At 72.6% G+C, this 26,306-nt stretch carries 28 protein-coding genes and 4 tRNA genes; 7 read left to right on the top strand and 25 right to left on the bottom strand.

Features of this window, described 5'->3' with window-relative positions; translation table 11 throughout:
- Positions 1-10: 10 nt before the first annotated feature.
- The 7 genes from HS99_RS11520 to HS99_RS11490 form a co-directional block, all read right to left on the bottom strand.
- Positions 11-844 (bottom strand): SCO4651 family lipoprotein, encoded by an 834-nt coding sequence (locus HS99_RS11520; RefSeq protein ID WP_033355164.1) that lies wholly within the window; start codon positions 842-844, stop codon positions 11-13.
- A gap of 104 nt (positions 845-948) precedes the next feature.
- Complete coding sequence (locus tag HS99_RS11515; protein WP_030290440.1) at positions 949-1,731, bottom strand: hypothetical protein; 783 nt, start codon at positions 1,729-1,731, stop codon at positions 949-951.
- A 210-nt stretch (positions 1,732-1,941) separates the two neighbouring features.
- Positions 1,942-2,664: a 50S ribosomal protein L1 gene (gene rplA, locus HS99_RS11510; RefSeq protein WP_030290441.1), complete on the bottom strand. Its 723-nt coding sequence runs from the start codon at positions 2,662-2,664 to the stop codon at positions 1,942-1,944.
- A gap of 104 nt (positions 2,665-2,768) precedes the next feature.
- On the bottom strand, positions 2,769-3,203 hold the full coding sequence (gene rplK, locus HS99_RS11505) for a 50S ribosomal protein L11 (protein WP_030290442.1): 435 nt from the start codon (positions 3,201-3,203) through the stop codon (positions 2,769-2,771).
- Positions 3,204-3,369: 166 nt separating this feature from the next.
- On the bottom strand, positions 3,370-4,272 hold the full coding sequence (gene nusG, locus HS99_RS11500) for a transcription termination/antitermination protein NusG (RefSeq protein ID WP_078938729.1): 903 nt from the start codon (positions 4,270-4,272) through the stop codon (positions 3,370-3,372).
- 206 nt (positions 4,273-4,478) lie between these two features.
- Positions 4,479-4,805, bottom strand: a complete 327-nt coding sequence (gene secE, locus HS99_RS11495) for a preprotein translocase subunit SecE (protein ID WP_030290444.1) — start codon at positions 4,803-4,805, stop codon at positions 4,479-4,481.
- Positions 4,806-4,955: 150 nt separating this feature from the next.
- Positions 4,956-5,028, bottom strand: a tRNA-Trp gene (locus HS99_RS11490).
- A gap of 286 nt (positions 5,029-5,314) precedes the next feature.
- Between HS99_RS11490 and HS99_RS11485 the strand changes: the two genes are divergently transcribed.
- The gene (locus HS99_RS11485) at positions 5,315-6,562 is read left to right on the top strand and encodes a pyridoxal phosphate-dependent aminotransferase (RefSeq protein WP_030557926.1); all 1,248 of its coding nucleotides are present in this window, start codon (positions 5,315-5,317) and stop codon (positions 6,560-6,562) included.
- A 116-nt stretch (positions 6,563-6,678) separates the two neighbouring features.
- Positions 6,679-7,728: an adenosine deaminase gene (locus HS99_RS11480; RefSeq protein ID WP_030290446.1), complete on the top strand. Its 1,050-nt coding sequence runs from the start codon at positions 6,679-6,681 to the stop codon at positions 7,726-7,728.
- A 49-nt stretch (positions 7,729-7,777) separates the two neighbouring features.
- On the opposite strand, the gene HS99_RS11475 is transcribed toward HS99_RS11480, so the two are convergent.
- The 8 genes from HS99_RS11475 to HS99_RS11440 form a co-directional block, all read right to left on the bottom strand.
- Positions 7,778-8,821, bottom strand: a complete 1,044-nt coding sequence (locus HS99_RS11475; protein ID WP_030290447.1) for a UDP-N-acetylmuramate dehydrogenase — start codon at positions 8,819-8,821, stop codon at positions 7,778-7,780.
- 82 nt (positions 8,822-8,903) lie between these two features.
- Positions 8,904-10,460: an MFS transporter gene (locus tag HS99_RS11470; RefSeq protein WP_030290448.1), complete on the bottom strand. Its 1,557-nt coding sequence runs from the start codon at positions 10,458-10,460 to the stop codon at positions 8,904-8,906.
- 92 nt (positions 10,461-10,552) lie between these two features.
- Entirely contained in the window at positions 10,553-11,185 is a 633-nt protein-coding gene (locus tag HS99_RS11465) for a TetR/AcrR family transcriptional regulator (protein WP_063737874.1), read from the bottom strand.
- Positions 11,186-11,354: 169 nt separating this feature from the next.
- A complete protein-coding gene (locus HS99_RS11460) occupies positions 11,355-11,777 on the bottom strand; it encodes a MaoC family dehydratase (protein WP_030290450.1) in 423 nt (140 codons plus the stop codon).
- Positions 11,778-11,782: 5 nt separating this feature from the next.
- Positions 11,783-12,241: a MaoC family dehydratase N-terminal domain-containing protein gene (locus HS99_RS11455; protein WP_030290451.1), complete on the bottom strand. Its 459-nt coding sequence runs from the start codon at positions 12,239-12,241 to the stop codon at positions 11,783-11,785.
- A gap of 130 nt (positions 12,242-12,371) precedes the next feature.
- Positions 12,372-12,536 carry a 50S ribosomal protein L33 gene (gene rpmG, locus HS99_RS11450; protein WP_006604855.1) on the bottom strand — a complete coding sequence of 55 codons (165 nt, stop codon included), beginning with the start codon at positions 12,534-12,536 and terminating at the stop codon, positions 12,372-12,374.
- 83 nt (positions 12,537-12,619) lie between these two features.
- Positions 12,620-12,692, bottom strand: a tRNA-Met gene (locus HS99_RS11445).
- Positions 12,693-12,735: 43 nt separating this feature from the next.
- Positions 12,736-12,808 (bottom strand) — tRNA-Thr (locus tag HS99_RS11440).
- A gap of 227 nt (positions 12,809-13,035) precedes the next feature.
- Between HS99_RS11440 and HS99_RS11435 the strand changes: the two genes are divergently transcribed.
- Positions 13,036-14,304 (top strand): amidohydrolase family protein, encoded by a 1,269-nt coding sequence (locus HS99_RS11435; protein ID WP_030290452.1) that lies wholly within the window; start codon positions 13,036-13,038, stop codon positions 14,302-14,304.
- Positions 14,305-14,572: 268 nt separating this feature from the next.
- Here HS99_RS11435 and HS99_RS11430 read toward each other — a convergent pair whose 3' ends face one another.
- The 5 genes from HS99_RS11430 to HS99_RS11410 all read right to left on the bottom strand — a co-directional run bounded on the left by HS99_RS11430 (position 14,573) and on the right by HS99_RS11410 (position 19,244).
- Positions 14,573-15,247, bottom strand: a complete 675-nt coding sequence (locus HS99_RS11430; protein WP_030290453.1) for a response regulator — start codon at positions 15,245-15,247, stop codon at positions 14,573-14,575.
- The gene (locus tag HS99_RS11425) at positions 15,240-17,870 is read right to left on the bottom strand and encodes an ATP-binding protein (protein ID WP_079151523.1); all 2,631 of its coding nucleotides are present in this window, start codon (positions 17,868-17,870) and stop codon (positions 15,240-15,242) included. Before HS99_RS11425 ends, HS99_RS11430 begins: the two co-directional genes overlap by 8 nt.
- Before the next feature lie 143 nt (positions 17,871-18,013).
- Positions 18,014-18,400 carry a potassium-transporting ATPase subunit C gene (locus tag HS99_RS11420; RefSeq protein WP_078938944.1) on the bottom strand — a complete coding sequence of 129 codons (387 nt, stop codon included), beginning with the start codon at positions 18,398-18,400 and terminating at the stop codon, positions 18,014-18,016.
- A gap of 271 nt (positions 18,401-18,671) precedes the next feature.
- The gene (locus HS99_RS44780) at positions 18,672-18,827 is read right to left on the bottom strand and encodes a hypothetical protein (RefSeq protein WP_157846558.1); all 156 of its coding nucleotides are present in this window, start codon (positions 18,825-18,827) and stop codon (positions 18,672-18,674) included.
- 336 nt (positions 18,828-19,163) lie between these two features.
- Positions 19,164-19,244 (bottom strand) — tRNA-Tyr (locus HS99_RS11410).
- A gap of 217 nt (positions 19,245-19,461) precedes the next feature.
- Here HS99_RS11410 and HS99_RS11405 point away from each other — a divergent pair.
- Positions 19,462-19,950, top strand: coding sequence for a YajQ family cyclic di-GMP-binding protein (locus HS99_RS11405; RefSeq protein ID WP_030284153.1), 489 nt, complete (start codon positions 19,462-19,464; stop codon positions 19,948-19,950).
- 90 nt (positions 19,951-20,040) lie between these two features.
- On the opposite strand, the gene HS99_RS11400 is transcribed toward HS99_RS11405, so the two are convergent.
- From HS99_RS11400 to HS99_RS44775, 3 genes are all read right to left on the bottom strand, one after another.
- Positions 20,041-20,670, bottom strand: coding sequence for a hypothetical protein (locus HS99_RS11400; RefSeq protein WP_030551546.1), 630 nt, complete (start codon positions 20,668-20,670; stop codon positions 20,041-20,043).
- 136 nt (positions 20,671-20,806) lie between these two features.
- Positions 20,807-21,295, bottom strand: coding sequence for a hypothetical protein (locus tag HS99_RS11395; protein WP_030551548.1), 489 nt, complete (start codon positions 21,293-21,295; stop codon positions 20,807-20,809).
- 42 nt (positions 21,296-21,337) lie between these two features.
- Positions 21,338-21,514 (bottom strand): hypothetical protein, encoded by a 177-nt coding sequence (locus HS99_RS44775; RefSeq protein WP_157846559.1) that lies wholly within the window; start codon positions 21,512-21,514, stop codon positions 21,338-21,340.
- 198 nt (positions 21,515-21,712) lie between these two features.
- On the opposite strand from HS99_RS44775, the gene HS99_RS11390 reads away from it, so the two are divergent.
- The gene (locus tag HS99_RS11390; protein WP_050366726.1) at positions 21,713-22,711 is read left to right on the top strand and encodes a phosphatase PAP2 family protein; all 999 of its coding nucleotides are present in this window, start codon (positions 21,713-21,715) and stop codon (positions 22,709-22,711) included.
- Positions 22,712-22,728: 17 nt separating this feature from the next.
- Positions 22,729-23,283, top strand: a complete 555-nt coding sequence (gene mug / locus HS99_RS11385; protein ID WP_030284162.1) for a G/U mismatch-specific DNA glycosylase — start codon at positions 22,729-22,731, stop codon at positions 23,281-23,283.
- On the opposite strand, the gene HS99_RS11380 is transcribed toward mug, so the two are convergent.
- The gene (locus HS99_RS11380) at positions 23,253-24,182 is read right to left on the bottom strand and encodes a LysR family transcriptional regulator (protein WP_030551552.1); all 930 of its coding nucleotides are present in this window, start codon (positions 24,180-24,182) and stop codon (positions 23,253-23,255) included. The genes mug and HS99_RS11380 overlap by 31 nt on opposite strands.
- 146 nt (positions 24,183-24,328) lie before the next feature.
- Between HS99_RS11380 and HS99_RS11375 the strand changes: the two genes are divergently transcribed.
- A complete protein-coding gene (locus HS99_RS11375) occupies positions 24,329-25,327 on the top strand; it encodes an NADP-dependent oxidoreductase (RefSeq protein ID WP_030551554.1) in 999 nt (332 codons plus the stop codon).
- A gap of 18 nt (positions 25,328-25,345) precedes the next feature.
- On the opposite strand, the gene HS99_RS11370 is transcribed toward HS99_RS11375, so the two are convergent.
- The gene (locus HS99_RS11370; protein ID WP_030284170.1) at positions 25,346-26,305 is read right to left on the bottom strand and encodes a M48 family metalloprotease; all 960 of its coding nucleotides are present in this window, start codon (positions 26,303-26,305) and stop codon (positions 25,346-25,348) included.
- Position 26,306 lies beyond the last annotated feature (1 nt).

Raw genomic sequence — 26,306 nt, 5'->3', positions numbered from 1 at the left:
TCGGGCCGGATCAGCCGAAGAGCTTGAGGAGGTCGGCCTGGGAGCCGAGGTCACCGGCGGCGGGCGCCTCGGTCTTGCCGGCCTTGCCCAGGTCGGAGTACTTGATGGTGACGGCCTTCGCCTCGCCGTTGGTGTCGCCGTACTCCTGGTACTTGACGAGCTCCTGCTTGTCGTTCAGCCAGAAGTCGACGGTGAGGGTCTTGCCGTCCTCCTCCAGCGTCTTCTGGACGGACTGGCGCTGCTCGGGCGTGAGCGCGGTCATCCCGGCCACCAGGGTGGCGGTCTCCTCGACCGCCCGCAGGTGGGTGGTCTGGACGCCGTCGACGCCCTCCTGGGCGACCTTGCTCAGCTTGCCGCTCGCGGCGGCGATGGTGAGCTGGGCGACCGGGTTGGTCATCTGGCCCATCACCACGAAGGCGCCGCCCATCTCCTGCGAGGAGGGCACCTTGACCCAGTGCTTCCCCTGCAGGGCCGTGGCGTCGTCGGAGCCGACGTAGGCGTCGGCGCCGATCACCCGGATCTTGAGCTTCTTGCCGTCCATGTCGCTGGACACGTCCAGGGCGACCTTGCCCGGGTCCTTCCAGTCGACGGTGCCGGCGCCGCCCGGGCTGGTGGGGTCCGGGGAGGTCATGGCGACCTTGCCGTTCCCGGCCTTCTGCATCACCAGGGCGGCGGCGGTGAGCGCGGCCTTCGGGTCCGCGGTCAGCCCGGCCGGGACCGACCCGGCGTCCTTGGTGTCAGCGGCCGCCTTGTTGTCGCTGCCGCCCTTGCTGCCGCAGGCGGTGGCGCCGGCCAGCAGGACGGCGGCGGTCGCGACGGTGGCGGCGAGACGCACGGCACGCATGGAGTACCCCCCGTAAGTTCTTCGGAAGAGCCGATCCTCAGCTTCTTCTCACGCGGACTCTAACGGATCGCCGGGAGCGATCCGCACCGGATATCCCCCTGCGGTCATCCGGCCGCGGCGGACGCCGTGTCCCCCGCCCCGGGGACTGAGACATCCGTCGTGGTCACCGTGGTTCCGGCGCTCCCCCGCGCCGTCTCGCGCAGCCTCAGCAGCCGCCGGCCGGGCCCGACCCAGACGTCGTAGCCGATCTGCGCGACCCCGCGCTGCCGGTACCAGTCGACCAGCGCGGCCAGCCGCTGGGTGCTCAGCTCCCCGTCCGCGCCGAAGTAGTCGGCCACCGGGACGGTGCCCCGGTAGTGGGCGGCGGTCACTCCGGCCAGCTGTTCGCCGCCGAGCGAGCCGAGCCGGTCGGTCCGGGCCATCGCGTACGCCCGGCTGCCCGGGTTGGTGACCAGTGTGCTCATCCACCCGCCCGCGTAGCCGCCGGGGTCGATCCCGGCCTTCGGGTCGAGCGACTCCGCGGTGCCGCGGTCCGCGTGCTTGGGCGCGGCGCCCTGGTAGACGAGGTCGATCGCGCCGTCGTGGAGGGTCAGCCGTCCGCTGCCCAGTTCGTCGGTGACGGCCAGCGCGGCCTCGTCGCGGTCCCCCCAGACCAGCGTGCCGCTCGCGGTGCGCCGGCCGTCCGGGCCCTCCCGCACCACCTCGATCCGGGCGCCACCGGTGTCGTCCAGCGCCTGGGCGGCCGCGAGCACCACCTGCTTGGGCGGCACCGGCGCCGGCTCACCGGGGACCTGGGTGCCGGGGGCGGCCAGCATGCTGCAGCCGGTGGCGGCGCCGAGCAGCAGGAGGGCCGCCGCGAGCGCGGCGGGGCGAAGGGCGGGCGGCACGGCACACTCCGGCGGTCACGGATTCTCCACATGAACTGACCGGCAGAGCGTACGACGACTCGGTCAACCGTTCCCGTCCGCCCGTGTCCCGATCCCGCAACCGTTTCCGGGCCGTTCGCACCGCGGGGTCGGGGACGAACGACGGCGGGCCCGCACCCCCGGTGAAGGGGGTACGGGCCCGCCGTACGGACTGCTCTAGAGCGCTGGGGCTCAGACCGCGGCCGGGTCCTCCTCGACGAGGAGGTTGCGGGTGCGGTTCGGGTCCACCTGGATGCCGGGGCCCATGGTGGTCGAGAACGCGGTCTTCTTGATGTAGCGGCCCTTGGCGGCGGACGGCTTGGCGCGGAGCACCTCGTCCAGCGCGGCGGCGTAGTTCTCGACCAGCTGCTCGTCGGTGAAGGAGGCCTTACCGATGATGAAGTGCAGGTTCGAGTGCTTGTCGACGCGGAACTCGATCTTGCCGCCCTTGATGTCGTTGACAGCCTTGGCGACGTCCGGGGTCACGGTGCCGGTCTTCGGGTTCGGCATCAGACCACGGGGACCGAGCACGCGGCCCAGGCGGCCGACCTTGCCCATGAGGTCCGGGGTGGCGACGACGGCGTCGAAGTCCAGCTTGCCCTTCGCGACCTCGTCGATCAGCTCGTCGGCACCGACGATGTCGGCGCCCGCAGCACGCGCGGCCTCGGCACGCTCGCCGGTCGCGAAGACCAGGACCCGAGCGGTCTTACCGGTGCCGTGCGGGAGGATCACGGTGCTGCGGACCATCTGGTCGGCCTTGCGCGGGTCGACGCCCAGACGCATGGCGACCTCAACGGTGCCGTCGAACTTGGTGGTGCTGGTCGCCTTGGCGAGGCGGACGGCCTCGAGCGGGGCGTAAAGGCGCTCGCGGTCGACCTTGGCGTCCGCGGCCTTCAGAGCCTTGCTGCGCTTCACTGCTGCTCCTGAATGGTGATGGGAGTTGTGGTAGTCAACGGGCCTGCGCAGGCCCTACCACGGGGGACGGCTGAGCCGTGGGTGTCCCTGGCGGGACGGGAGGATCAGCCCTCGACGGTGATGCCCATCGACCGGGCGGTGCCGGCGATGATCTTCTCCGCCGCGTCCAGGTCGTTGGCGTTCAGGTCGGGCATCTTGGTGGTGGCGATCTCGCGGACCTGGGCGCTGGTGAGCTTGGCGACCTTGGTCTTGTGCGGCTCGCTGGAGCCCTTGTCGACGCCCGCGGCCTTCAGGATGAGGCGCGCGGCCGGCGGCGTCTTCGTGATGAAGGTGAAGGAACGGTCCTCGTAGACCGTGATCTCCACCGGCACGATCATGCCGCGCTGCGACTCGGTCGCAGCGTTGTAGGCCTTGCAGAACTCCATGATGTTGACGCCGTGCTGACCCAGCGCGGGGCCGACCGGCGGCGCCGGGTTGGCCGCACCGGCGTTGATCTGGAGCTTGATAAGCCCCGTGACCTTCTTCTTCTTGGGAGGCATGTCTCTCCGGGTCCTTCCGAGAGGTGATTGCTGGTGCGTGCGGAACCGGGGCGACACCCGGTCGCCAGCACACACATCGGACCAGGCTAACGCGTCGGCGCTGCTGGACCAAAACGGATTCGGGGCGGGGGCCCTCGGCCCCCGCCCCGGATCCGAAGACCGTGGACTAGTTCTTCTGGATCTGGTCGAAGGAGAGCTCGACCGGGGTCTCCCGGCCGAAGATCTCGACCAGGCCCTTGACCTTCTTCGAGTCGGGGTTGATCTCGTTGATGGTCGCCTGGAGGGTCGCGAACGGGCCGTCGGTGACGGTGACCGAGTCGCCGACCTCGAAGTCCAGCACCTGGATCTCGGTCGGCTTGACCGGCGAGGGCTTGCCGGCCTCCTTGGCGGCCTGGCGCTCGACGTCCGGGGCGAGCATCTTGACGACCTCGTCCAGGGTCAGCGGGTACGGGTCGTAGGCGTTGCCGACGAAGCCGGTGACACCGGGGGTGTTGCGCACGACGCCCCAGGACTCCGGGGTGAGGTCCATGCGGACCAGGACGTAACCGGGGAGCTTGTTCTGGCGGATGGTCTTGCGGTCGCCGTTCTTGATCTGGACGACCTCCTCCTGCGGCACCTCGGCCTGGAAGATGTACTCCTCGACGTTCAGCGAGACGGCGCGCTGCTCCAGGTTCTGCTTCACCCGGTTCTCGTAGCCGGCGTAGGTGTGGATCACGTACCACTCACCCGGCATGAAGCGCAGGTCCTCGCGGAACTTGGCGACCGGGTCGACCTCGGCCTCGGCCTCGGCGGCGGACTCCTCGGCCTCGGTCTCATCGTCGGCCTCGGCGGCGAGCTCCTCGGTGCCGTCCTCCGCCTCGGCGGCCTCCACGTGCAGCGCGGACTCCTCGGCGGCCTCGCCGGACTCGGCCTCGTCGTACGCCTCGACCTCGTCCTCGTCGCTGTCCGCGGCGTCGACGATCTGCTCGGCGGACTCGGCGTCGTCAGCCAGCTCGGCCGCGTCCAGCTCGGCGGCGACATCCGCCTCGCGGACGGTCTCGTCGGCGTCGTACAGGGGGGACTCAGACACGGTGGCTGCTTCTTTCCTGGAGATGGTGAAGGTGGCGCGCTCCGAAACCGGACCGGCGCGCGGCCGCTCGCGCGGGCGCCAGGAGAGGTCTCGGAGACTTCAACAGTACCGAGTCCACGGTACGCGCGCGTACGTCCGCCGCCGACAGCTCGACCCGGGCCGAGGATTCGGCCCGGGTCGGGAGGTGGTTCGGAGGTGGGGCTCGATCAGCCGAAGACCAAGAGGCTCAGCTTGGCGAAGCCGTAGTCGAGGCCGTAGACGAAGCCCATCACGACCACGACGAAGGTCACCACGACGGCGGTGTAGTTGGTGAGCTCGCTCCTGGTGGGCCAGACGACCTTGCGCAGCTCGGCGATGATCTGGCGGTAGAACAGGCCCATCCGCGCGAAGAGGCCCTTCTTGGCCCGCTTGCCGGACTTCTTCTGCTTGCCGGACTTCTTGCCGTCCTCGGCAGCAGCGGTCTCGGCAGCGCCGTCGGTCCCCTCGGGGTTGCCGCTCTCAGGCGTTGCGGTGGAGCCCGTGGTCTCCGTCACTCGTCCTCACCTGAATCCGGGTCCGGCCGAACATCGCCTGCGTACCCGGTTCAGGCACGAGCGGTCGGCTCAAGCGGTGCTGATCGGTGCCCTCTCCGCATCAAGCCCGCTCGCTCTGTGGAGCGAACGGGCTGAGTACGGATCAAGCAGCAGGGCAAGAGGGACTCGAACCCCCAACCGCCGGTTTTGGAGACCGGTGCTCTACCAATTGAGCTATTGCCCTACGGAACCTCGCGGCCCCTGGTGGCGACCAACCTACCGCATCTCCCCCCGCCGTCTGCACAGGCGGTGAAAGCTCCGGTCTTTTCCGGTGGGCCGTCGAGGAGCGAGTGTACGTGGTCGGAGGCTGTTTGGTCGAACCTCTTCTTCCGGAGCCGCCGCCCGACCGGCGGATGTCCGGCCGGGCGCGTCGACCACCGGCGGATCGGCGGGGGCCGCGATGCGGACGGAGCCGTACGGATGGTGAAACCGCGATGACCGGTCCGTCCCGGTTCTGCGACGATGCAGGCATGAGCGCTTCCACCCCGCAGCCCGACCCTTCCATCCGCCCCGCCGACCGCCGGGTCTCCGCCCGGATCGGCGCGATCGCCGAGTCCGCGACCCTCGCCGTGGACGCCAAGGCCAAAGCCCTCAAGGCGGCCGGCCGTCCGGTGATCGGCTTCGGTGCCGGCGAGCCCGACTTCCCCACGCCGGACTACATCGTCGAGGCGGCCGTCGAGGCCTGCCGCGACCCGAAGAACCACCGTTACACCCCGGCGGGTGGCCTGCCCGAGCTGAAGGCCGCGATCGCCGCCAAGACGCTGCGCGACTCGGGCTACGAGGTGGACGCCTCCCAGGTGCTGGTCACCAACGGCGGCAAGCAGGCGATCTACGAGGCCTTCGCCGCGATCCTGGACCCGGGCGACGAGGTCATCATCCCGGCCCCGTACTGGACCACCTACCCGGAGTCGGTCCAGCTGGCCGGCGGTGTCCCGGTGGAGGTCGTGTCCGACGAGACCACCGGCTACAAGGTCTCGGTCGAGCAGCTGGAGGCCGCCCGCACCGAGAACACCAAGGTGGTGCTGTTCGTCTCCCCGTCCAACCCGACCGGCGCGGTGTACACCGAGGCCGAGGCCGAGGCGATCGGCCGCTGGGCGCTGGAGCACGGCCTGTGGGTGCTCACCGACGAGATCTACGAGCACCTGGTCTACGGCGGCGCGAGCTTCACCTCGCTGCCGGCCCTGCTGCCCGAGCTCGCCGACAAGTGCATCGTGGTCAACGGGGTCGCCAAGACCTACGCCATGACCGGCTGGCGGGTGGGCTGGGTGATCGGCCCCAAGGACGTGATCAAGGCCGCGACCAACCTGCAGTCGCACGCCACCTCGAACGTCTCCAACGTCGCGCAGCGCGCCGCGCTGGCCGCCGTCGCGGGCGACCTGGACGCGGTGGCCGAGATGCGCGAGGCCTTCGACCGCCGCCGCAGGACCATCGTGCGGATGCTCAACGAGATCGAGGGCGTCCTGTGCCCCGAGCCCGAGGGCGCCTTCTACGCGTACCCGTCGGTCAAGGGCCTGCTGGGCAAGGAGATCCGCGGCCGTCGCCCGCAGACCTCCGGCGAGCTGGCCGCGCTGATCCTGGACGAGGCCGAGGTCGCGGTCGTCCCGGGCGAGGCCTTCGGCACCCCCGGCTACCTGCGACTCTCCTACGCGCTGGGCGACGCCGACCTGGTCGAGGGCGTCAGCCGGCTCCAGAAGCTGCTCGGCGAGGCCACCGACTGACCTCCCAGGTCAACACGACATCCGGGATTCACCCGGCACACCGCCCTCTTTCACCCCTTCGGGGGATGGGAAGAGGGCGGTTCCCGTTCGGGGGCCGCATACGGCAGTATCGGAAAATGGAACGCCTGTTGAACCCGCGAGACGTCAGGGGCCTCCCGAAGGCCCACCTGCACCTGCACTTCACCGGCTCGATGCGGCCCGCCACCCTGCTGGAGCTGGCCGCCAAGCACGGCGTCCGGCTGCCGGAGGCCCTCAGCTCCGGCGAGCCGCCCAAGCTGCGGGCCACGGACGAACGCGGCTGGTTCCGCTTCCAGCGCCTCTACGACACCGCCCGCTCGGTGCTCCGCGACGAGTCGGACATCCGCCGGCTGGTCCTGGAGACCGCGGAGGACGAGCGGCGGGACGGCTCCCGCTGGCTGGAGATCCAGGTCGACCCGACCTCCTACGCGCCCCGGCTGGGCGGGCTGATCCCCGCGCTGGAACTGATCCTGGACGCCGTCGAGCACGCCTCCGCGGCCACCGGGGTGGGCATCCGGGTACTGGTCGCGGCCAACCGGATGAAGTCCCCGATGGACGCCCGGACGCTGGCCCGGCTCGCCGTCCGCTACGCCGACCGCGGCGTGGTCGGCTTCGGCCTCTCCAACGACGAGCGCCGCGGCCTGGCCCGCGACTTCGACCGGGCCTTCGAGATCGCCCGCAAGGGCGGGCTGCTGGCCGCCCCGCACGGCGGCGAGCTCGCCGGGCCGGAGTCCGTCCGGGACTGCCTGGACGACCTGGGCGCCGGCCGGATCGGCCACGGCGTCCGGGCCGCCGAGGACCCGCGGCTGATGGCCCGGCTGGCGGACCGCCAGATCACCTGCGAGGTCTGCCCGTCCTCCAACGTCTCGCTCGGCGTCTACGAGCGCCCCGAGGAGGTGCCGCTGCGCCGGCTGTTCGACGCCGGGGTGCCGCTGGCGCTCGGCGCGGACGACCCGCTGCTGTTCGGCAGCCGGCTCGCCGCCCAGTACGACCTGGCCCGGGACCTCCTGGGCTTCGGCGACGCCGAACTCGCCGAGCTGGCACGGCAGTCGGTGCGCGGCTCGTGCGCGCCGGAGGCCGTCCGCAAGGAGCTGCTGGCGGACATCGACGCCTGGCTGGTGGACGGGCAGGCACCCCCCGGGTCCTAGGTCCTGGAGCTGTCCGGCCCGGGGCTGGCCGGCCCAGGGCTGTCCGGTCCTAGAGCTTGACGCCCACCATCACCGGCTCGTTCACCAGCTCCACCCCGAAGGCCTCGCGGACCCCGTCCCGGATCTCCCGGGCCAGGGCCAGCAGGTCCTCGGCGGTGGCCGCGCCGCGGTTGGTGAGCGCCAGGGTGTGCTTGGTGGAGAGGGTCGCCGGGCCGTCGCCGTAACCCTTGCCGAAGCCCGCCCGGTCGATCAGCCAGGCCGCCGAGGTCTTGGTGCAGCCCTCCGGGGCCGGGTAGGCGGGGGCGTTCTCGGTGCCCGGACGGGTGCGGAAGGACTCGTACTGCGCCGCCGTCAGCACCGGGTTGGTGAAGAAGGAGCCGGCCGACCAGGTGTCGTGGTCCGCCGGGTCCAGCACCATGCCCTTCCCGGCCCGCAGCGCCAGCACCGCCTCGTACGCCTCGACCAGCGGTACCGGCTCGCCCTGCTCGACGCCGAAGTGCCTGGCGACCTCGGCGTACTTGACCGGGGTGGAGAGCCCGGCCCGGTCCGCCAGGGCGAAACGCACCCGCAGCACCACGTAGCGGTCCGGCTCGGCCTTGAAGCGGCTGTGCCGGTAGGAGAACGCGCACTCGGCGTTCGTGAGGGTGACCACCTCGCCCGCCGCGCGGTCGTACGCGACCACCTCGGTGACGGTCTGGGCCACCTCCTGGCCGTACGCTCCGACGTTCTGCACCGGGGTCGCGCCGGCCGAGCCGGGGATGCCGGCCAGGAACTCGATGCCGGCCAGGCCGTGCTCGCACACCGCGCGGGTGACCGCCTCCGACCACACCTCGCCGGCCGCCAGCTCCAGCACCGTGCCGTCCAGGGCGAAGCCGGTGGTGGCGATCCGCAGCGCGGTGCCGGGGAAGCCCGCGTCGCCGATCACCAGGTTGGAGCCGCCGCCGAGGACCAGCAGCGGCTCGCCCGCCGCGTCGGCCTCGCGGACGGCGGCGATCACCTCGTCGTCGGTGTGGGCGGTCACCAGGCGGCGGGCCGGGCCGCCGAGCCGGAGCGTGGTCAGCGGGGCGAGGGGGGCGTCGTTTTCTACCAGCACGCCCACCAGCGTAAGGGGACGGGGGCGGCCGGTCGGCCGCCCCCGGTGGACGTGGGCGCGGGCCCGGGCCCGCGCCCACCGCTCAGGCCTTCGAGACCTCGGCCGGGACGGGCCGCCCCTCCACGGGCGCCGCGGACTGCTCGATCACCGCCGCCTGCTCGATCATCGCGGCCCTCTCGATCACGGCCGCCTGCTCGGTCACCACGGCCCCGGCCGCCTTCGCCCGGCGCGGCAGCACCAGCGCGCAGACCGCGCCCGCCAGTACGAGGCCGGCTCCGACGTACAGCGCGGGCACCATCGCGTGGACGAAGTTCCCCGCCGAGCCGTCGCCGCCGCGCGCCGAGAACACCGCCGACAGCACGGCCACCCCGAGCGCGCCGCCGACCTCGCGCAGAGCGTTGTTGGCACCGGAGGCGATGCCCTGCTCCTCCGGCCGGACGCTGTCCATCACCATGGCGGCGGTCGGCGCGAAGTACATCGCCATGCCGACGCCGCACATCACCACGGCGGGGACCACCGGGGAGTACTCGTAGTGGCCGAGCCCGTCGTTGATCGCCGCGTACAGCGCCAGGCCGACGCCCTGGAGCGTCAGTCCGACGAGCACGATCGGACGGCCGCCGAAGCGGTCGGCCAGGATTCCGGCCGCCGGCGCGACGACCAGGCCCACCCCGGTCCACGGGAGCATCCGGATGCCGGCCTCCTGCGGGGTGTAGCCGCCCACGGTCTGGAGGTGCTGGCTGATCAGGAAGATCGAGCCGAACATCCCGAGGAACATCAGCAGGCCGGAGGCGTTGACCGCGGCGAAGGTGCGGTTGCGGAACAGCCGCATCGGCAGCATCGGGTGCCTGGCGCCGCGCTGCTCGTAGCGCACGAACGCGATCAGCAGCACCAGGCCGCCGGCCAGCGCGGCCAGCACCAGCGGGCTGGTCCAGCCGTCCGGGTTGCCGCGGATCAGGCCGAGCACGACGCCGAACAGGCCGAGGCTCACCAGCACCGTGCCGACCGCGTCCAGGGCCGGGCTGGCGCCGAAGCTCTCGCGCAGCCGCAGGGCGGCCAGCGGCACCAGGGCGACGCCGACCGGGACGTTCACCCAGAAGATCCACTGCCAGGAGAAGTGCTCGGTCAGGGCGCCGCCGATCAGCGGGCCGGCGGCGATGGCGAGGCCGTTGACCCCGGCCCAGATGCCGAAGGCCATCCCGCGCTTGACCGCAGGGACGGCGGCCGTCAGCAGGGTGAGGGTGAGCGGCATCGACACCGCGGCGCCGACGCCCTGGAGGGCGCGGGCGGCGATCAGCGCGCCGATGCCGGGCGAGAGTGCGGCCGCGGCGGAACCGACGGTGAAGAGGCTGAGCCCGATCAGGAACATCCGGCGGCGGCCGAAGCGGTCGCCGAGCGCCGCGCCGAACATCAGCAGCACGGCGAAGGACAGGGTGTAGGCGCTGACCGTCCACTCCAGGTCGGACAGCCCGCCGCCGAGCTCCTCGCGGATGGACGGCAGCGCGGTGGTGACGACCAGGTTGTCCAGGGCCGCCATGAAGCCGGCGAGGCTGGTGATCACCAGGGTCCAGACGCCGGTGCGTCCGAGGCCCGGTTTATCGGTCGCGAGTTCCGCCGCGTTCTTCGTCGTGATCTCCGTCATGACTCCACTTCCCCCAGAGTTTCCCAGATAGTTATTGATCACTAACTTTCCACGGCCGAAAAAGGGCCGCACGGACTCCACCGTGCGACCTGCTACTCCCCGCCCGCGCGCCCGTCCCGGCGTTCGCCCTCGCCGTCGTGCTCGTCCCGGCGTTCACCTTCGTGCCCGTACCGGCGTTCGCCTTCGTGCCCGTCCTCGCGCTCGCCGAAGCCGTCCCAGATCCGGTGCTCCCGGGGGAAGCCCAGCGCCACCAGGGTGTTGATCAGCATCCCGTACGCGAAGAACTCCGTGGTGCCCTGCACGTCACCGCCGACCCGCTCCCGGACCCGCTCGAACAGCTCCCCCCACAGCTGCCGGGCCATCGCCCCGATCTCGTCCTCGCCGGCCATCCGGGAGGCGAACACCGAGACGTAGAGCTGCATCTGCATCATGAGCTGCTCGCGGTCCTCGACCAGGCCCATGTACGCCTCGGACATCGCCGCGGCGGCCTCCTCCCCGGTCAGCCCGACGGACGCCTCGTCGAAGACCCGCCAGGTCTCCTCGATGCAGCGCTCGGCGGCGGCCGTGAAGATCGCCTGCTTGCCCGGGAACAGCCGGAACAGGTACGGCTGCGAGACGCCCACCCGGCGGGCGATCGCCTCGGTGGACGTGCCCCGGTAGCCGTGCCTGGCGAACTCGATCACCGCGGCCCGGACGACGCTCTCGCGCCGCTCCTCCGCACTCATCCGCATGCTCGTCTTCGCCACGGCAATAAGTTAGTGACCAATCACTAGCCCCGCAAGCCCGAAAAACGCCCCGGAACCCGCCGAACGGGCTCCGGGGCGGCTGACCTCGGAGAACGGCCTGGGAACAGACCGGGAGCCGGGCCGGCGAACCGGCCGGAGATCGGGCGCCTCAGGCGAGCCGGACGACCGCCCTGGACATCCCGAGCACCTTCTGGCCGCCCGAGGTGGCCAGCAGGTCGACCTGCACCCTGCGGTCCTCCAGCTTCTTGGCGACCTTGGCCGAGACCTCGATCACCGCGCCGACCCCGTCGTTCGGCACCGGCACCGGCCGGGTGAAGCGGACGCCGTACTCGACCACCGCGGCCGGGTCGCCGACCCAGTCCGTGACGACCCGGATCGCCTCGGCCATGGTGAACATGCCGTGCGCGATGACGTCCGGCAGGCCGACCTCCAGCGCGAACTTCTCGTTCCAGTGGATCGGGTTGAAGTCGCCGGAGGCACCCGCGTAGCGCACCAGTGTGGCGCGGGTCACCGGGAAGGACTGCGCCGGCAGCTCGGTGCCGACCTCGACCTCGTCGTAGTTGATCGCCATCGCGCTCACTCCCCCGCCTCGTCGGCGGCCCGGGCCACCAGCGTCATGATCGCCGTCACCACGTGCTCGCCGGTCTCGTCCGCCACCTCGCCGCGCACGGTGAGCACGTCGTTGCCCGCCAGCGACTTGATGTTGTCGATGGTGACCGCGACCGTCAGCCGGTCACCGGCCCGCACCGGGCGGCTGTACCGGAACTTCTGGTCACCGTGCACCACCCGGCTGTAGTCGAGGCCCAGCTCCGGGTCCTCGACGACCTGGCCGGCCGCCTGGAAGGCGATCGCGAACGGGAAGGTCGGCGGGGCGATCACGTCCTGGTGACCCAGCGCCTTCGCGGCCTCCGCGTCGGTGTACGCCGGGTTGGCGTCCCCGATCGCGATCGCGAACTCGCGGATCTTCTCCCGGCCGACCTCGTAAGGATCGGTGGGCGGGTAACTACGCCCGATGAAGGACGGGTCGAGCGCCATGGCAGCTCCTCGGAACGCGGATGGAAACGCGGACGGATACGAAAAAGACTCCGGGCCGCACCCCCTGTTGAGGGATACGGCCCGGAGTCGAAGACCTGAGTTCACACAGGCCCGGCGCCCTGCGACAGGGTCAGCGGGTCTCGCGGTGCGCGGTGTGCGAGTTGCAGCGGGGGCAGTGCTTCTTCATCTCAAGACGGTCCGGGTCGTTACGCCGGTTCTTCTTGGTGATGTAGTTCCGCTCCTTGCACTCCACGCAGGCCAGCGTGATCTTCGGGCGGACGTCGGTGGCAGCCACGGGAGTGCCTTCCTTGGACAACGAATAAGAACACAACAAGAGTAGCCGACCGGGAGTGCGATCTCCCGACCGACTACGCGGGGTAGCGGTGACCGGACTTGAACCGGTGACACAGCGATTATGAGCCGCTTGCTCTACCAACTGAGCTACACCGCCACAGTGATCAGCAGCACAGCCGAAGCTGACCGCCTTTCACCAGAGCCCCCATGCGGAATCGAACCGCAGACCTTCTCCTTACCATGGAGACGCTCTACCGACTGAGCTATAGGGGCGAACGAGGAAGAGATTACACGTTCCGCGCCCAGAGGTGAAATCCGTATCCCGGGGCGAAGACCGCAGGTCGGCGAGGTGCACGGACGACCGATCCAAGGCCGGGCGTTCGATCGGCCCACGAGCCGCGCGCCCCGAGCCGATACGACTATTGCCCGCCTCCCGGCGGCCCGCCCCCGTGCGCCATAGGCTCGACGCTCATTGGCCGGGGCACGAGAAGGAGCCGTCGATGGACAGCGCAGCCCCCGACGGGCCGCACTCCGGGCCCGACCCGGCGGCCAACCCACTCGGACACGGCCCGGTCCTGCTCCTCACCGGGGCCCGGCTGGCCGACGGACGGGTGGTGGACGTCCGGATCAGCGGCGACCGCATCCAGGCGGTCGGCACCGTCGGCAGCCTCGGCCCGCTGCCCGCCCTGCCCGGCGCCCCCACCGTCACCACCGGCGCCCGGATCGACCTCCGGGGCTACCTCCTGCTCCCGGCCCCCGCCGAGGCGCACGCCCACTACGACTCCGCCTTCTCCGCCGCCCTGCCCGCCCCGCCGCCGGACACCCCCGCCGACCTCACCCGCCGGGTCACCGAGGCCGCGCTCACCTCGCTCGGCTACGGTGCCACCGCCCAGCGCACCCACGTACGGATCGGCGACGTGCACGGGCTGCACCCGCTGGAGGCGGTGCTCACCGCCCGCCAGGCGCTGCGGGGCCTGGCCGATCTCCAGGCGGTGGCGATGCCCCGGCTGCTCACCGGCCGGGCCGGCGCGGACGGGCGTGCCCAGCTGCGCGAGGCCCTCAAACTGGGCGCCACGGCGGCCGGCGGCTGCCCGGAGCTGGACCCGGACCCGGCGGGGTACGTGCAGCTGCTGCTGGAGGCCGCCCGGGAGGCGGACTGCCCGGTCGACCTCCACACCACCGCCGCAGACGCGGCCCAACTCGCCCGTCTGGCGAGTGCGTTGGCGCCGCTTCGGCCGCGGGTGACGCTCGGCCCGTGCGGGGCGCTGGCCCGCGGCGCGTCCACCGTGCTGGCGACCAGCGGGGTGCGGGTGGTCTGGCTGCCGCAGAACGGCGGCTGTACCGGGCTGGAAGGTCGGCCGTCCGGCCAGCGGCCCGGTCTGGTGCGGGAGTTGACCGCGGCCCGGGTGCCGCTGGCGGCCGGCAGCGGCGCCCTTCGGGACCAGTCCAACCCGGTCGGCCGGGCCGACCCGCTGGAGTCCGCCTATCTGCTCGCGGCGGGCGGGGAGTTGGACCCGGAGGCGGCCTACGACGCGGTGGCGAACCAGGCCCGGGCGGCGCTCGGGCTGCCGCCGGTCCGGGTGGACGCCGGATTCCCGGCGGAGCTGCTGGCGGTGCGCGGGGACAGTCTGGCCGGGGCGCTCGCGGGCGGGCACAGCCGGCTGGTGGTGCACAGCGGCCGGGTGGTCAGCCGGACCAGCGCGGTCCGGGAGTTCGCCGACACGGTGGCGCTGGCGCTGCCCCGGCAGTCCGACGGCGCCGACTGCTGAGGCCGCAGGCCAGAAGGGCGCGCGCTTTGCGCCGCGCGCCCCTCCCCCACCTGCTGGCCGTCCTCGGGGACGGCGGCCGGAGCGGCCCCGGCTTCCCCCACACGGAGCAGGGCCCGCTCGTTCCGGCACCGAACCTACGACCGCGGACCACCGGCCCCGACCGGCCTTGACACCCTCCTGTCGCCCGACGACCGGCTCTTGACGTCTCGTTGACGCAGGGCACGCTCCGGGGCCCGCACTGCGGCACGCCCTACGGCTACGGCGCGTGCTACGGCACGTACCGGTACCCGATCCCCGGCTCGGTGATCAGGTGGCGCGGGCGGGCCGGGTCGGGCTCCAGCTTGCGGCGCAGCCCCGCCAGGTAGACCCGCAGGTAGTTGCCGCGCGTCTCCTGAGCCGGCCCCCACACCTCGCGCAGGATCTGCCGGCCGGGCACCAGCCGGCCGGGGGTGGCGAGCAGCAGGCCGAGGATCCGCCACTCGGTCGGGGTGAGCCGCACCGGGCCGCCCGGGCCGAGCACCGTGGTGGCCGCGAGGTCGACGGTGTGGTCGCCGATCACCGCCCTCTCCGGCGGCACGGCGCCCAGCGGCCGGCGCAGCACCGCCCGTAACCGGGCGAGCAGTTCGTCCATCAGGAACGGCTTGGTGAGGTAGTCGTCGGCGCCCGCGTCCAGGGCGCCGATCCTGTCGGCGGCGTCGGAGCGGCCGGAGAGCACGATGACCGGCATCGTGCTGCGGGTGCGCAGTCCGCACAGCACGTCCATGCCGTCGAGGTCGGGCAGGCCGAGGTCGAGCAGGACGGCGTCCGGGGCGGAGTGCGCGGCCCGGTCGAGCGCCTCCCCGCCGGTGGCGGCGGTGCGGACGGCGTACTGGCGGGCGCTGAGGTTGATCCGCAGGGTGCGCAGGATGGCCGGTTCGTCGTCGACGATCAGGATCTCACTCATGCGGTGACTCCTCCCCGGTGGCGGAGTGCTCGGCGGTGAAGTGGTCGGTGGTGGAGTGGTCGGTGGTGGAGTGCCCGGCGGTGGTGTGCCCGGCGGCCGCGGGCAGCGTGAGCAGCATGGTGGTGCCGCCCCCGGGGGTGTCCTCGACCTCCAGGCTGCCGCCCATGGCCTCGGCGAGGCCGCGGGAGAGGGCGAGGCCGAGGCCGACGCCGGTGGTGTTGTCGGTGTCGCCGAGGCGCTGGAAGGGCAGGAAGACCCGGTCGCGGTCCTCGGGGGCGATGCCGGGGCCGCGGTCGATCACCCGGACCTCGACCAGGTCGGCGTGGTGGCTGGCGGTGACCAGGACGGGCGCGCCGGGGGCGTTGTGGCGCAGCGCGTTGGTGATCACGTTGGCGAGGACGCGTTCCAGCAGCGGCGGGTCGGCGAGCACCGCCGGCGCTGTGTCGAGGTCCAGCGGCTGGATCGGGGCCTGCGGATCGGACAAGGAGTCCATGGCTCGTACCAGCATCTCCTCGAGTGAGGTCGGCGCCAGGTGCAGGGTGAGCGCGCCGGCCTGGAGGCGGCTCATGTCGAGCAGGTTGTCGACCAGCCGGGTGAGTTTGACCAGTGACTCGTCGGCGGTGGCGAGGAGTTCGGCCTGGTCCTCGGGCGAGAACTCGACGTCGGGGCTGCGCAGCGAGCCGACCGAGGCGCGGGCGGCGGCGAGCGGGGTGCGCAGGTCGTGGCTGACGGCGGCGAGCAGGGCGGTGCGCATCCGGTCGGCGGCCTTGATCGGCTCCACCTCGGCGGCGACCACGGCCAGCCGGTCGCGTTCCAGCGCGGCGGCGACGTGGGCGGCGAAGGCGGTGAGCACCCGCTGGTCGGCGGCGGGCAGCCGGCGGCCGGTGAGGACCAGGACGGCGTCGGCGCCGACCGGGACCTCGGTGGTCTCGTGCGGCGTCTCCTCGTCGTCCGGGTGCTCGGCGGCTGCCCGGTCCGCACAGTGGGCGAGAACCTCGCCGTCGGAGCGGGAGAGCAGCGCGACGGTCCGCATGCCGAAGGCCGTCCTGGACTTCTCCAGCAGGGCGGGTAGGGCGTCGGCGCCGCGCAGCACGCTGCCGGCCAGGGTGGAGAGGGTCTCGGCCTCGGCGGTGGCGCGGGCGGCCCGGCTGGTGAGCCGGCCGGCGTGGTCGACCACGGTGGAGACGGCGAGCGCGATGGCGGCGAAGACCACCAGGGCGACGAGGTTGTTGGTCTCGCCGATGGTCAGGCTGTGGATCGGCGGGATGAAGTAGTAGTTCAGCAGCACCGAGGCGATGAACGCGGCCAGCAGAGCGGACATGGCGCCGCCGAGCAGGGCGACGATGACCACGCCGAGCTGGAAGATCAGCGCGTCGGTGGTGAGGTTGATGCTGGCGTGGGCCTGGGAGAGCACGGCGGTGAGCAGCCAGGGCAGCACGAATCCGGCGGCGTAGCCGGCGATGGTGCGGCGCTTGGAGTGGCGGCGGCCGAGCGAGGGCAGCTTGCCGCGACCGGTGAACTCGTGGGTGACCATGTGGACGTCGATGTCCTCGGAGGCGTCCACGGTGGTCTGCCCGGTGCCGGGGCCGGTGAGGAAGCGGCTGATCCGGCCTCGGCGGCTGGTGCCCAGCACCAGCTGGGTGGCGTCGTGGGCGCGGGCGAAGGCGAGCAGCGCGGTGGGGACGTCGTCGCCGACCACCACGTGGTAGCTGCCGCCGAGGGCCTCCACCAGCTGCCGCTGCTGGGCGAGCGCGCCGGAGGAGGCACCGGCCAGGCCGTCGCTGCGGGAGACGTGGACGGCCAGCAGGTCGCCGCCGGCGGTGCGGTCGGCGATCCGGGCGGCGCGGCGGATGATCGTCTCGCCCTCGGGGCCGCCGGTGAGGGCGACCACCACCCGTTCACGGGTTTCCCAGACACGGTCGATGCGGTGGTCGGCCCGGTAGTCGCGCAGTCCCTCGTCCACCCGGCCGGCCACCCAGAGCAGGGCGAGTTCGCGCAGGGCGGTCAGGTTGCCGACCCGGAAGTAGTTGGAGAGCGCGGCGTCCACCTTCTCGGCCTTGTAGACGTTGCCGTGGGCCATCCGCCGGCGCAGCGCCTGCGGGGCCATGTCGACGAGTTCGATCTGGTCGGCCCGGCGGACCACCTCGTCCGGGACGGTCTCGCGCTGCGGGATGCCGGTGATCTTCCGGACGACGTCGTTCAGCGATTCCAGGTGCTGGATGTTGACGGTGGTGATGACGTCGATCCCGGCGGCGAGCAGTTCCTCGACGTCCTGCCAGCGCTTGGCGTGCCGGCCGCCGGGGATGTTGGTGTGCGCCAGCTCGTCGACCAGGACGACGGACGGGCGGCGGGCGAGCACCGCGTCGAGGTCCATCTCCTCGAACTCGGCCCCGCGGTAGGAGCGGTGGACCCGCGGCAGGACCTCCAGACCCTCCAACATCCGCCGGGTGTGCTGGCGCCCGTGGGTCTCGATGTACCCGACCACGACGTCGGCCCCGCGTTCCTGTCTGCGCCGCGCCTCGTCCAGCATCCGGTAGGTCTTGCCGACCCCCGGGGCGGAACCGAGGTACACCCTCAGCCGACCGGTGCGGACGCCGGAGCCGGGTGTGAAGTCGCGGGCCATGGGCACTGCTTCTTTCCATCGGGAGGTGACGGCTGGTCGGTACGCGTCGGCGGACACGGGGCCGCCGACCCGGGCGCGGAGGCATCCTCCCCCGCCCGGGTCGGCCCGGTCACCCTGGTATGTCGTGGGGTGTCACCGTTCGGTCACCTCTGCTCGCTGATCGCCTTGTTGAGCAGGACGACGTTGACGCCCTCGTCGCCGAGGAAGCCGAGCGAGCGGCCTTCGGTGTAGTTGTCGACGAGCTTGGCGACCGTCTCGACCGGCAGCTTGCGCTCCTTGGCGACCCGGTTGACCTGCTCCTTGGCGTAGGCCACCGAGATGTGCGGGTCGAGGCCGGAGCCGGAGGCGGTCAGCGCGTCGGCCGGGACGCTCGCCGGGTCGACGCCGTCGAAGGCGGCGACGGCGGCGCGGCGGTCGTTGACGGCCTTGAGCAGGTCCTCGCTGTTCGGGCCCAGGTTGGAGGCGCCGGAGTTGTCACCGGCGTAGTTGTTGGCGGAGGGCCGGGGCTGGAACCACTTCGGGTCCGGCACCGGGTCCTCCTTCGGGTCGTCACCCGTGGTTGAACCGGAAGGGGCACGGCTCCGCCCACCCCCGGCGCCTCCGTGCGGCGCCGGCGGACGACCGGCAGATGCAGCAAACCAGCCGTCAAGGGCGCGTTCAGGAGGCCCTGACGCCCTCCATACGGGCGCGGGCCGGTCGTTGACGGGACCTTGACGCGCGGGGGTGGTGGGACGACGAACGGCCCCGGACGGCGGTTCGCCGTCCGGGGCCGTACGCGGCTTCCCCCTGCTTCCCCGCCGGTCAGCTCCGCATCCGAAGTCGGCGGACCACCGCGTCGGCGTGCCGGCGCAGGGCGCGGTCGATCACGGCGCCGCTCCGGTTCTGCCGCGCGCACTGCCACCAGTGGGCGGGCTCCACCTCGGGGATCAGCACGGTGAGCCGGGTGATCGCCGTCACGGGAACCACCAGCACGCTGCGCCGCCGAGTCACCGCGCCCGACGCCACCCGTCCCCCATGCGTTCCTGATGCCGCCGCCGGAGGCCTTCACGCGTACCCACGACGGGGACCGTACGGCGGGAGGGGCTGTTGGCGGGGGTGGGCGAAGCCGTTGTCCCGGCGGGCGCCGGTTGGGAAGACGATCAGCTCGAAAGGACTCCCACCCCCGGCCCCCACTCTGCTGCCCAATCACCGTAATTGCAAGCCATACGCAATAACTGCCCCCGGCGGCATCCGGACGCACGAAAAGACCCCCGATCCGCGTTTCCGCAGATCGGGGGCCGTTTCTCTATCCTGTGGCTGGTGCAGGGTTCGAACCTGCGTAGCTTGCGCGACAGATTTACAGTCTGCTCCCTTTGGCCGCTCGGGCAACCAGCCAGGATTGTCGTCTCGCCGGGCTCTCGCCCCGCTCGACTTGGTAAACCATACCTGATCCCCGGGGGTGTTCCGCCACTCGATAGATCACGCGATGATCAAGGACCGCGGCGCGACTGTCACGGGCGGGGCCGGGGTGGCGCTGGATAGGCTTGGGCGGCGGGCGCCCGCTGGGGCGGGCCGTGCCAGTGAAGCCAGAGCATCAAGGAGACCAACACCCATGGCCGACTCCAGTTTCGACATCGTCTCGAAGGTCGAGTGGCAGGAGGTCGACAACGCGATCAACCAGACCTCCCGTGAGATCGCCACCCGCTTCGACTTCAAGGGCGTGGGCGGCGAGATCAGCCGCTCCGGCGAGAAGATCGAGATGAAGGCCAACGGCGAGGAGCGCGTGCGGGCCATCCTGGACGTGCTGCAGACGAAGTTCGTCAAGCGCGGCCTCTCGCTGAAGGCTCTGGACGCCGCCGAGCCGCAGCTGTCCGGCAAGGAGTACAAGATCTTCGCGAACATCAAGGAGGGCATCACCACGGAGGATGCCAAGAAGGTCGCGAAGATCATCCGGGACGAGGGTCCGAAGGGCGTCAAGGCCCAGGTCCAGGGCGACGAGCTGCGCGTCAGCTCCAAGAGCCGCGACGATCTGCAGACCGTCCAGGCCCTGCTCAAGGGCAAGGACCTGGACTTCGCGATCCAGTTCGTGAACTACCGCTAGTCGACCCGCCGCTCCCCCGTCCGCGGGGACGCGACGGCACGGCCCCGCTCCCGATTCGGGGGCGGGGCCGTTCGCGTCGGCCGGGGTCGGTCAGCCGGCGGCGGGCCGAAGTTGGGCGGCAGCGGCCAGGGCCTGCGCCTGGGCGCGCAGGGCGTCGAGCTGCCCAGGGAGGCCGGCGGATGCGGAGCCGGGCTGCGCGGACGGGGCGGGGGCGTTCGCCGGTGTTGCCATCGGCTGGAGTTGGCCGATCAGCTTCTGCAGCAGGCTCTGCAGTGAGGCGACGAGCTGCTGGACGGCGCCGCCGAGCTCGGGGACGGTGGAGGTCACCGTGGAGATCAGGCCGGTGATCTGCTTGACGAGGTCTCCGACCGCCCCGAGGGGGGCCGTGCTCGGATCCGCTGCGGCCGGGACGGCGGGGAGCGTGGGAAGCGCGGAGAGGGTCGGGTCGGCCGGAGCACCGGGGACCGCGGGCAGTGTGGGCACCGCCGGTTCGTCGGCCTGGCCGACGGGGAGGCCCGGGAGCGCCGGGTCGGCGGCCGGGAGGGTGGTCGGCGGTGCCGGGACCGTGACCGGGACGACCGGGAGGACAGCAGCGGTCGGGGCGGCGACGGTGGATCGGGAGGCCGCGGCTCCGTGGTCGGCGGCAGTGGCGGACACCGTGGCGACCATGGTCAGCGCGAGGGCTGCGGTCAGCAGGGCGGCCATCCGGGTGGCACGCACGAGTGCTGCTTCCTGTCGACGTGGGTCAGGCGAGATCGCCTGACCCACACCGTGCGGTCGCCGTCCGGGCGCAGCCACCGCAGGTACGCCGAACGGCGGCGCGTCTCCTCTCGACCCGCCGTCGGCTCCCGCGGACTCAGCCCGTCGCCCAGCCCGCGGTGCTGCGGTGCGCCCCCAGCCCGACCGAGTCGAACTCGTCCGCCCGCCCCGGCTCGACGTGTCCGCCGAGGCACCGCAGGGCCCGGGAGATCGGGGTGCCCTCGGCCGGCGAGGGCTCGGAGTCGCCGCTGGTGAGCGGCCCGAGGACGACCCGGCCGTCCGACCAGACGGCGGCGCGCTGGGTGCCGCTGCCGCCGAAGTACTCGGCCTCGACGCAGGCGATCGGACCGGCCTTGGACCAGGCGGCGATCCGGAGTTCGAAGCCGTCGGAGTGCCAGCCGAACCCCGCCCCACCGGCGGGTTTGGGCACGGCGGCGTCGCCCTGGAGTGCGGACAGCACGGCGGAGGTGAGCGGGATCAGTGCCAGCCCCTGCGCCAGCGGCACCACCCGGGCCGCCGGCACTTCCGCGGCCGCCACCGTCAGCAGCTCCAATGTGCCCATCAGCGCCTGGAGTTCATACGACATGCCGGACATGCTGTCCCACCGCACCGACAGTCGGCGCGGAATTTATGATTCCGTGCCCGGCCGGAGGCCGTAGAGGAGGGTGAAGAGGGTCACGTCCACGGCGTCGTCGGCCGTACTCGGACCTTCCGCGGTCAGCTCGTCGAGGAGTTCCTTGAGCCGGACCTGCAGCCGGGCCAGCCGCTCCGGTTCGAGCCGCAGCGAGAAATCGGCCCGTCGCACTGGCCTCGATCGCCGGGGTGCTCGCCGCCGCCCTGCTGCCCGCGACCACGAGCCGCACGCTGCGCCGCGCCGCCTGGCCCGTCCGCACGGTTCCGGGACCTTTGCCCGGTCAGATTTGACCCAACCGTGGGATTTTCTTACGGGCTGGTCATAGTTCACCCAGAGTCCTTCAAGCTTCCGTTGCTAGTTTCGGTGAGCATGACGAAGCTGCTCAGCCCGGCCCCACCGTCCCCGGTGCGGGCCGGACGACTGCGCCCGGTGTCCGACCGCGACCGCCGAACCGGCCTGTCGAGACTGCGTCTGCTGGCCTGGCCGGCCTATCTGACCGCCTTCGTCTGGTTCGTGGCCACCCAGGGCATGGCCTTCGCCAATGACGTGGTGTTCCTCTGGCTGATCGGCGCCCTGCTGACCGCCGCCGTCCACAGCGGCCACGGCGGGCGCGGCTTCCTCCTGGTGCTGCGCGACTGGATCCCGGTGATGGCCGTGGTCTGGGTCTACTCCCTGCTGCGCGGCTACGGCGCCCAGACCCCCTGGGCCCCGCACTGGCTGCCCCAGCTGCGCGCCGACGAGCTGCTCGGCTCCGGCGAGACCTGGACCGTACGGCTCCAGCAGGCCCTCTACACCCCGGGCTCACCGCACTGGTACGACTACGCCGCGACGGCCGTCTACCTCTCCCACTTCCTCGTGGTCTTCGTCCTGCTCGCCGTGCTCTGGCGGCGCTCCCACCGGCGCTTCCGGCAGTTGCTCGCCTGCTACTTCACGCTGACCTTCGCCGGCTTCGCCACCTACCTGCTCTACCCGGCCGACCCGCCGTGGCTGGTCGCCCAGCAGGGCAACCTGCCGCCGCTGCACCGGGTGGTCTGGGAGACCATCTCCGCCATGGGCCTGCCGCAGGCCGACTCCCTGCTGGAGAACGGCAGTCAGTTCGCCAACGACGTCGCCGCGATGCCCTCGCTGCACTCCGCCTACCCGGCGATGCTGCTGTTCCTGTTCTGGCCGGCCGCCGGGCGCACACTGCGGGCGCTGCTGGTCGCCTATCCGCTCGCGATGGCGTTCACCCTGGTCTACGGCGCCGAGCACTTCATCGTCGACGTCCTCGTCGGCTGGACGTACGCGGCCGTGGTCGTCTTCGGCCTGCGCCTGCTGCGCAACCGCCGTACGGCGCGGGCGGCGGCCGAGGCAGACTTGGCCGGGTGAAGCCGAAGCCACCACCGATGAGGCCGACCCCCGAGCAACTGCAGGCCGCCCAGGGCACCACCATCCCCGACGTCACCGGCCCCGGACTGAGGGTGCTGTTCTGCGGCATCAACCCGGGGCTGTGGTCCGGGGCCACCGGGCACCACTTCGCCCGCCCCGGGAACCGCTTCTGGCCCGCCCTGCACCGCTCCGGCTTCACGGTGCGCCAGTACCGCCCGGACGAGCAGGGCGAGCTGCCCGCCCTCGGCCTCGGCATCACCAACGTCGCCCCGCGCACCACCGCCAAGGCGGACGAGCTCACCGCCGAGGAGCTGCGCGAGGGCGGCGCGGCGCTGCGCGAACGCGTGCTGCGGCTGCGGCCCCGTGTCCTCGCGGTGCTCGGCATCGGTGCCTACCGGACGGCCTTCGGCAAGCGGCAGGCCGCGATCGGCCGCCAGCCGGAGGGCATCGGCGACACCGAGGTGTGGGTCCTGCCCAACCCGAGCGGCCTCAACGCCCACTACCCCCTGGACGCGCTGGCCGCCGAGTTCCGCAAGCTCCGTCAGAGCGTCGAGGGCGCGGACACTCCCTGAGCGGCGGTCACCCCGGCCGGCAGCGGCAGCTCGCGCAGCTCGCGGATCAGCGCCCGGACGGCTGGGGTCCCGGCCAGCTCGGGCGTGGTCACGTACCCGACGAAGCGGCTGGGCGGGCGGGGGCCGAGGTCGGTGACGGCCAGTCCGGGCGGGGCGCCGAGCAGCGCCGTCCGGGGCATGATCGCCATGCCGAGCCCCTGGGCGACCAGCGAGAGCGCCACCGTGTCGTCCTCCGCGTCGACGGTCGCGGGCGGCAGCCAGTCCTGCCGCTGCCACCAGTCCCTGGTGTAGGAGTCGCAGTTCTCCGCCCAGTCGACCAGCGGCAGCCGGCCGGGCTCCGGGTGGTCCTGGGGGTGCGCGAGCGCGTACGACTCCCGGTACAGCCGGACGGCGACCAGGCCGGGGACGGGCGGCGGGCCGCCGGCGTCCAGGGTGGCCAGCCCCAGGTCGGCGCGCCCGTCGGCGACCTCCCCCGCGGTGCCCCGGCCGAGTTCCCGGACGATCCGCACGTGCGGGGTGAGCCCGGGGTGATCGGCGGCCAGCCGGGCCAGCACCGGCGGCAGCAGGTGGGCGGCGGCGCTCCGGAAGGCGGCGATCCGCAGCGTCCCGGTCACCGGCCCAACCGCCCCGGCACCGGCACCGCGCACCTCGGGGCCCATCACGGTCAGCAGCCGCAGGATCCGACGGGCGTACCCGACAGCCCGCGCGCCGGCCTCGGTGGGGCGTGCGCCGTGGCGCCCACGGTCGAAGAGCACCGCGCCGAGCTTCCGCTCGCAGGCGCGCACGGCGTGCGAAACGGCGGACTGGGTGGTGTCCAGGCGCGCGGCGGCCGCCGTGAAGCTCCGCTCCTCGTCGACGGCGACCAGGACGCGCAGCTCGTGCGGTGCGAGATCGGTCATGCGGCGAACCTACCGGCATCCATCGACGCCGCTCATGGAACCCCCCGTTCCATCGACGCCGGCCCCTGCTCGGCCGCTCCCGGGCTCCCTACGGTGGGCACGTCCCACCGCGCCCCACCCGCACCCACCCGTACGGAGCACCGCCGATGTCCCGCCCCACCGCCCGCGTCGTCCACCTCGTCTCCCGCCCCTCGGGCGCGCCGAGCGCCGAGAACTTCGCCTTCGTCGACGAGCCCGTCCCGGCCCTGGTCGCCGGCGAGGCCCTCGTCGAGAACCTCTACCAGTCGGTCGACCCGTACATGCGCGAGGAGATGGAGGAGGGCGGCTGGGAGCTGCACGCCCCGCTGGAGGGCCGCACCCTCGGCCGGGTGGTGGAGACCCGGGCCGACACGCTGCCGGTCGGCACCCTGGTCTTCCACCGGCAGGCCTGGCGCACCCACTCCGTGGTCACCGCCGAGCGCGCCCACCTGCTGCCCGACTTCGCCGGCGTCCCGCTCAGCGCCCACCTGTCGGTCCTCGGCGGCACCGGGCTGTCCGCCTGGGTCGGTCTGACCAGGATCGCCCGGCTCCGGCCCGACGAGACCCTGTTCGTCTCGGCGGCGGCCGGGGGCGTCGGCACCGCCGCCGGCCGGATCGCCCGACTGCTCGGCGCCGGACTGGTCATCGGCAGCACCGGCTCCGCCGCCAAGGCCGCCCACCTCACCGAGCACCTCGGCTTCGACGCCGCCTTCGACTACCACGACGGTCCGATCGCCGACCGCCTGCGCGAGGCCGCGCCGGACGGGCTGCACGTCTACCTGGACAACGTCGGCGGCGACCACCTGGAGGGCGCGATCAGCGCGATGCGCGACCGCGGCCGGATCGCCTGGTGCGGCGCCGTCGCCCAGTACAACAACCTCCAGGACCCGCCGGCCGCGCCGCGCAACCTGTACGACGTCGTCGGCAAGAACCTGCGGCTGGAGGGCTTCCTGGTCCGCGACCACCTGGACGCCCGCCCCGAGCTGTACGACTTCCTCGTCCCGCACCTGCGCTCCGGCGCCCTCGTCCCGGACGAGACCGTCGTGGACGGCTTCGACCGCGTGGTGGAGGCCTTCCTCGGCATGCTGCGCGGCGCCAACACCGGCAAGATGATCGTCCGGATCTGAGCCTACGGGCCCACAGGCCTACAGCGGGGTGACGGCCTTCAGCACCACCAGCAGGGCCACCGCCGCGTTGAGCGCGCACAGCGCCGAGGCCGCCGTACCGGCCGCGGCCACCATCGCCGCCAGGCCCGCCGGGGTCTTGGCCGGCGGCCAGTTGCGGGCCGTCGGCACCGGGCCGAGCAGCGCGGCCACCCGGCGCGGCACCGGGCCGGGCTGGGCGGCGGCCGGGGCGGCGAAGGCGGCGAAGCCCGGCGCCGGGGCGGCGTGCGAGACCAGCGCCGCGCGGGCCACCGCCCGGGCGGTGATCCGCCGGTCCCCGACCGCCTGGGCCGACTCCTCGTCCGCCCACCGCTCCGCGCTGAAGGCCACCGCCGCCTGGAGCGGCCGCAGGAAGGGGTTGACGCAGGCGGCGAGCTGGGTGGTCAGCAGGTAGCGGTGGTGGCGGTGGCGCAGGTGCGCCCGCTCGTGCGCGAGCAGCGCCTCCCGCTCGTCCTCGGCCAACCCGTCCAGCATCCCGGTGGAGACCACCACCCGCCCGGGCGAGCCGGGCAGCGCGTAGGCGTACGGGTTGCGGTCCGGCAGCACCGCGAGGCCCTCCTCCCCGGCCGATCCCTCGGGCAGCCCGGCCAGCGCCCGCCGGGCGCGGGAGCGGACCCGCAGGTGCCGCACGACCGTCCGGCAGCAGGTGAACGCCACCAGCACCAGCAGCCACATCGCGGCCGTGCCGACCGTCTCGTGGTACGGCAGCGCGTGCCGCACCACCGGGTCCGACCAGCTGTCCGGCAGCGGGTTGCCCGGGATCTGCGCGGTGCCCACCACGCCGATCAGGCCCAGGCAGAGCACGCTGCACACCGCCATCACGGCGCTGATCACCGTCATCAGCCGGGCCGCACCGCGCGGGTGCAGGTGCTGCTCGGTCAGGCGGGCGATCGGCACCGCGGTCAGCGGCAGGATGAGCGGGAGGAAGACGAAGAAGCCCACG

It is taken from the genome of Kitasatospora aureofaciens (genome assembly GCF_001188955.3).
In the GTDB taxonomy this organism is placed as follows: domain Bacteria; phylum Actinomycetota; class Actinomycetes; order Streptomycetales; family Streptomycetaceae; genus Kitasatospora; species Kitasatospora aureofaciens.
The sequence above is the reverse complement of the archived record's forward strand: the minus strand, read 5'-3'. Positions and strand labels throughout refer to the sequence as shown.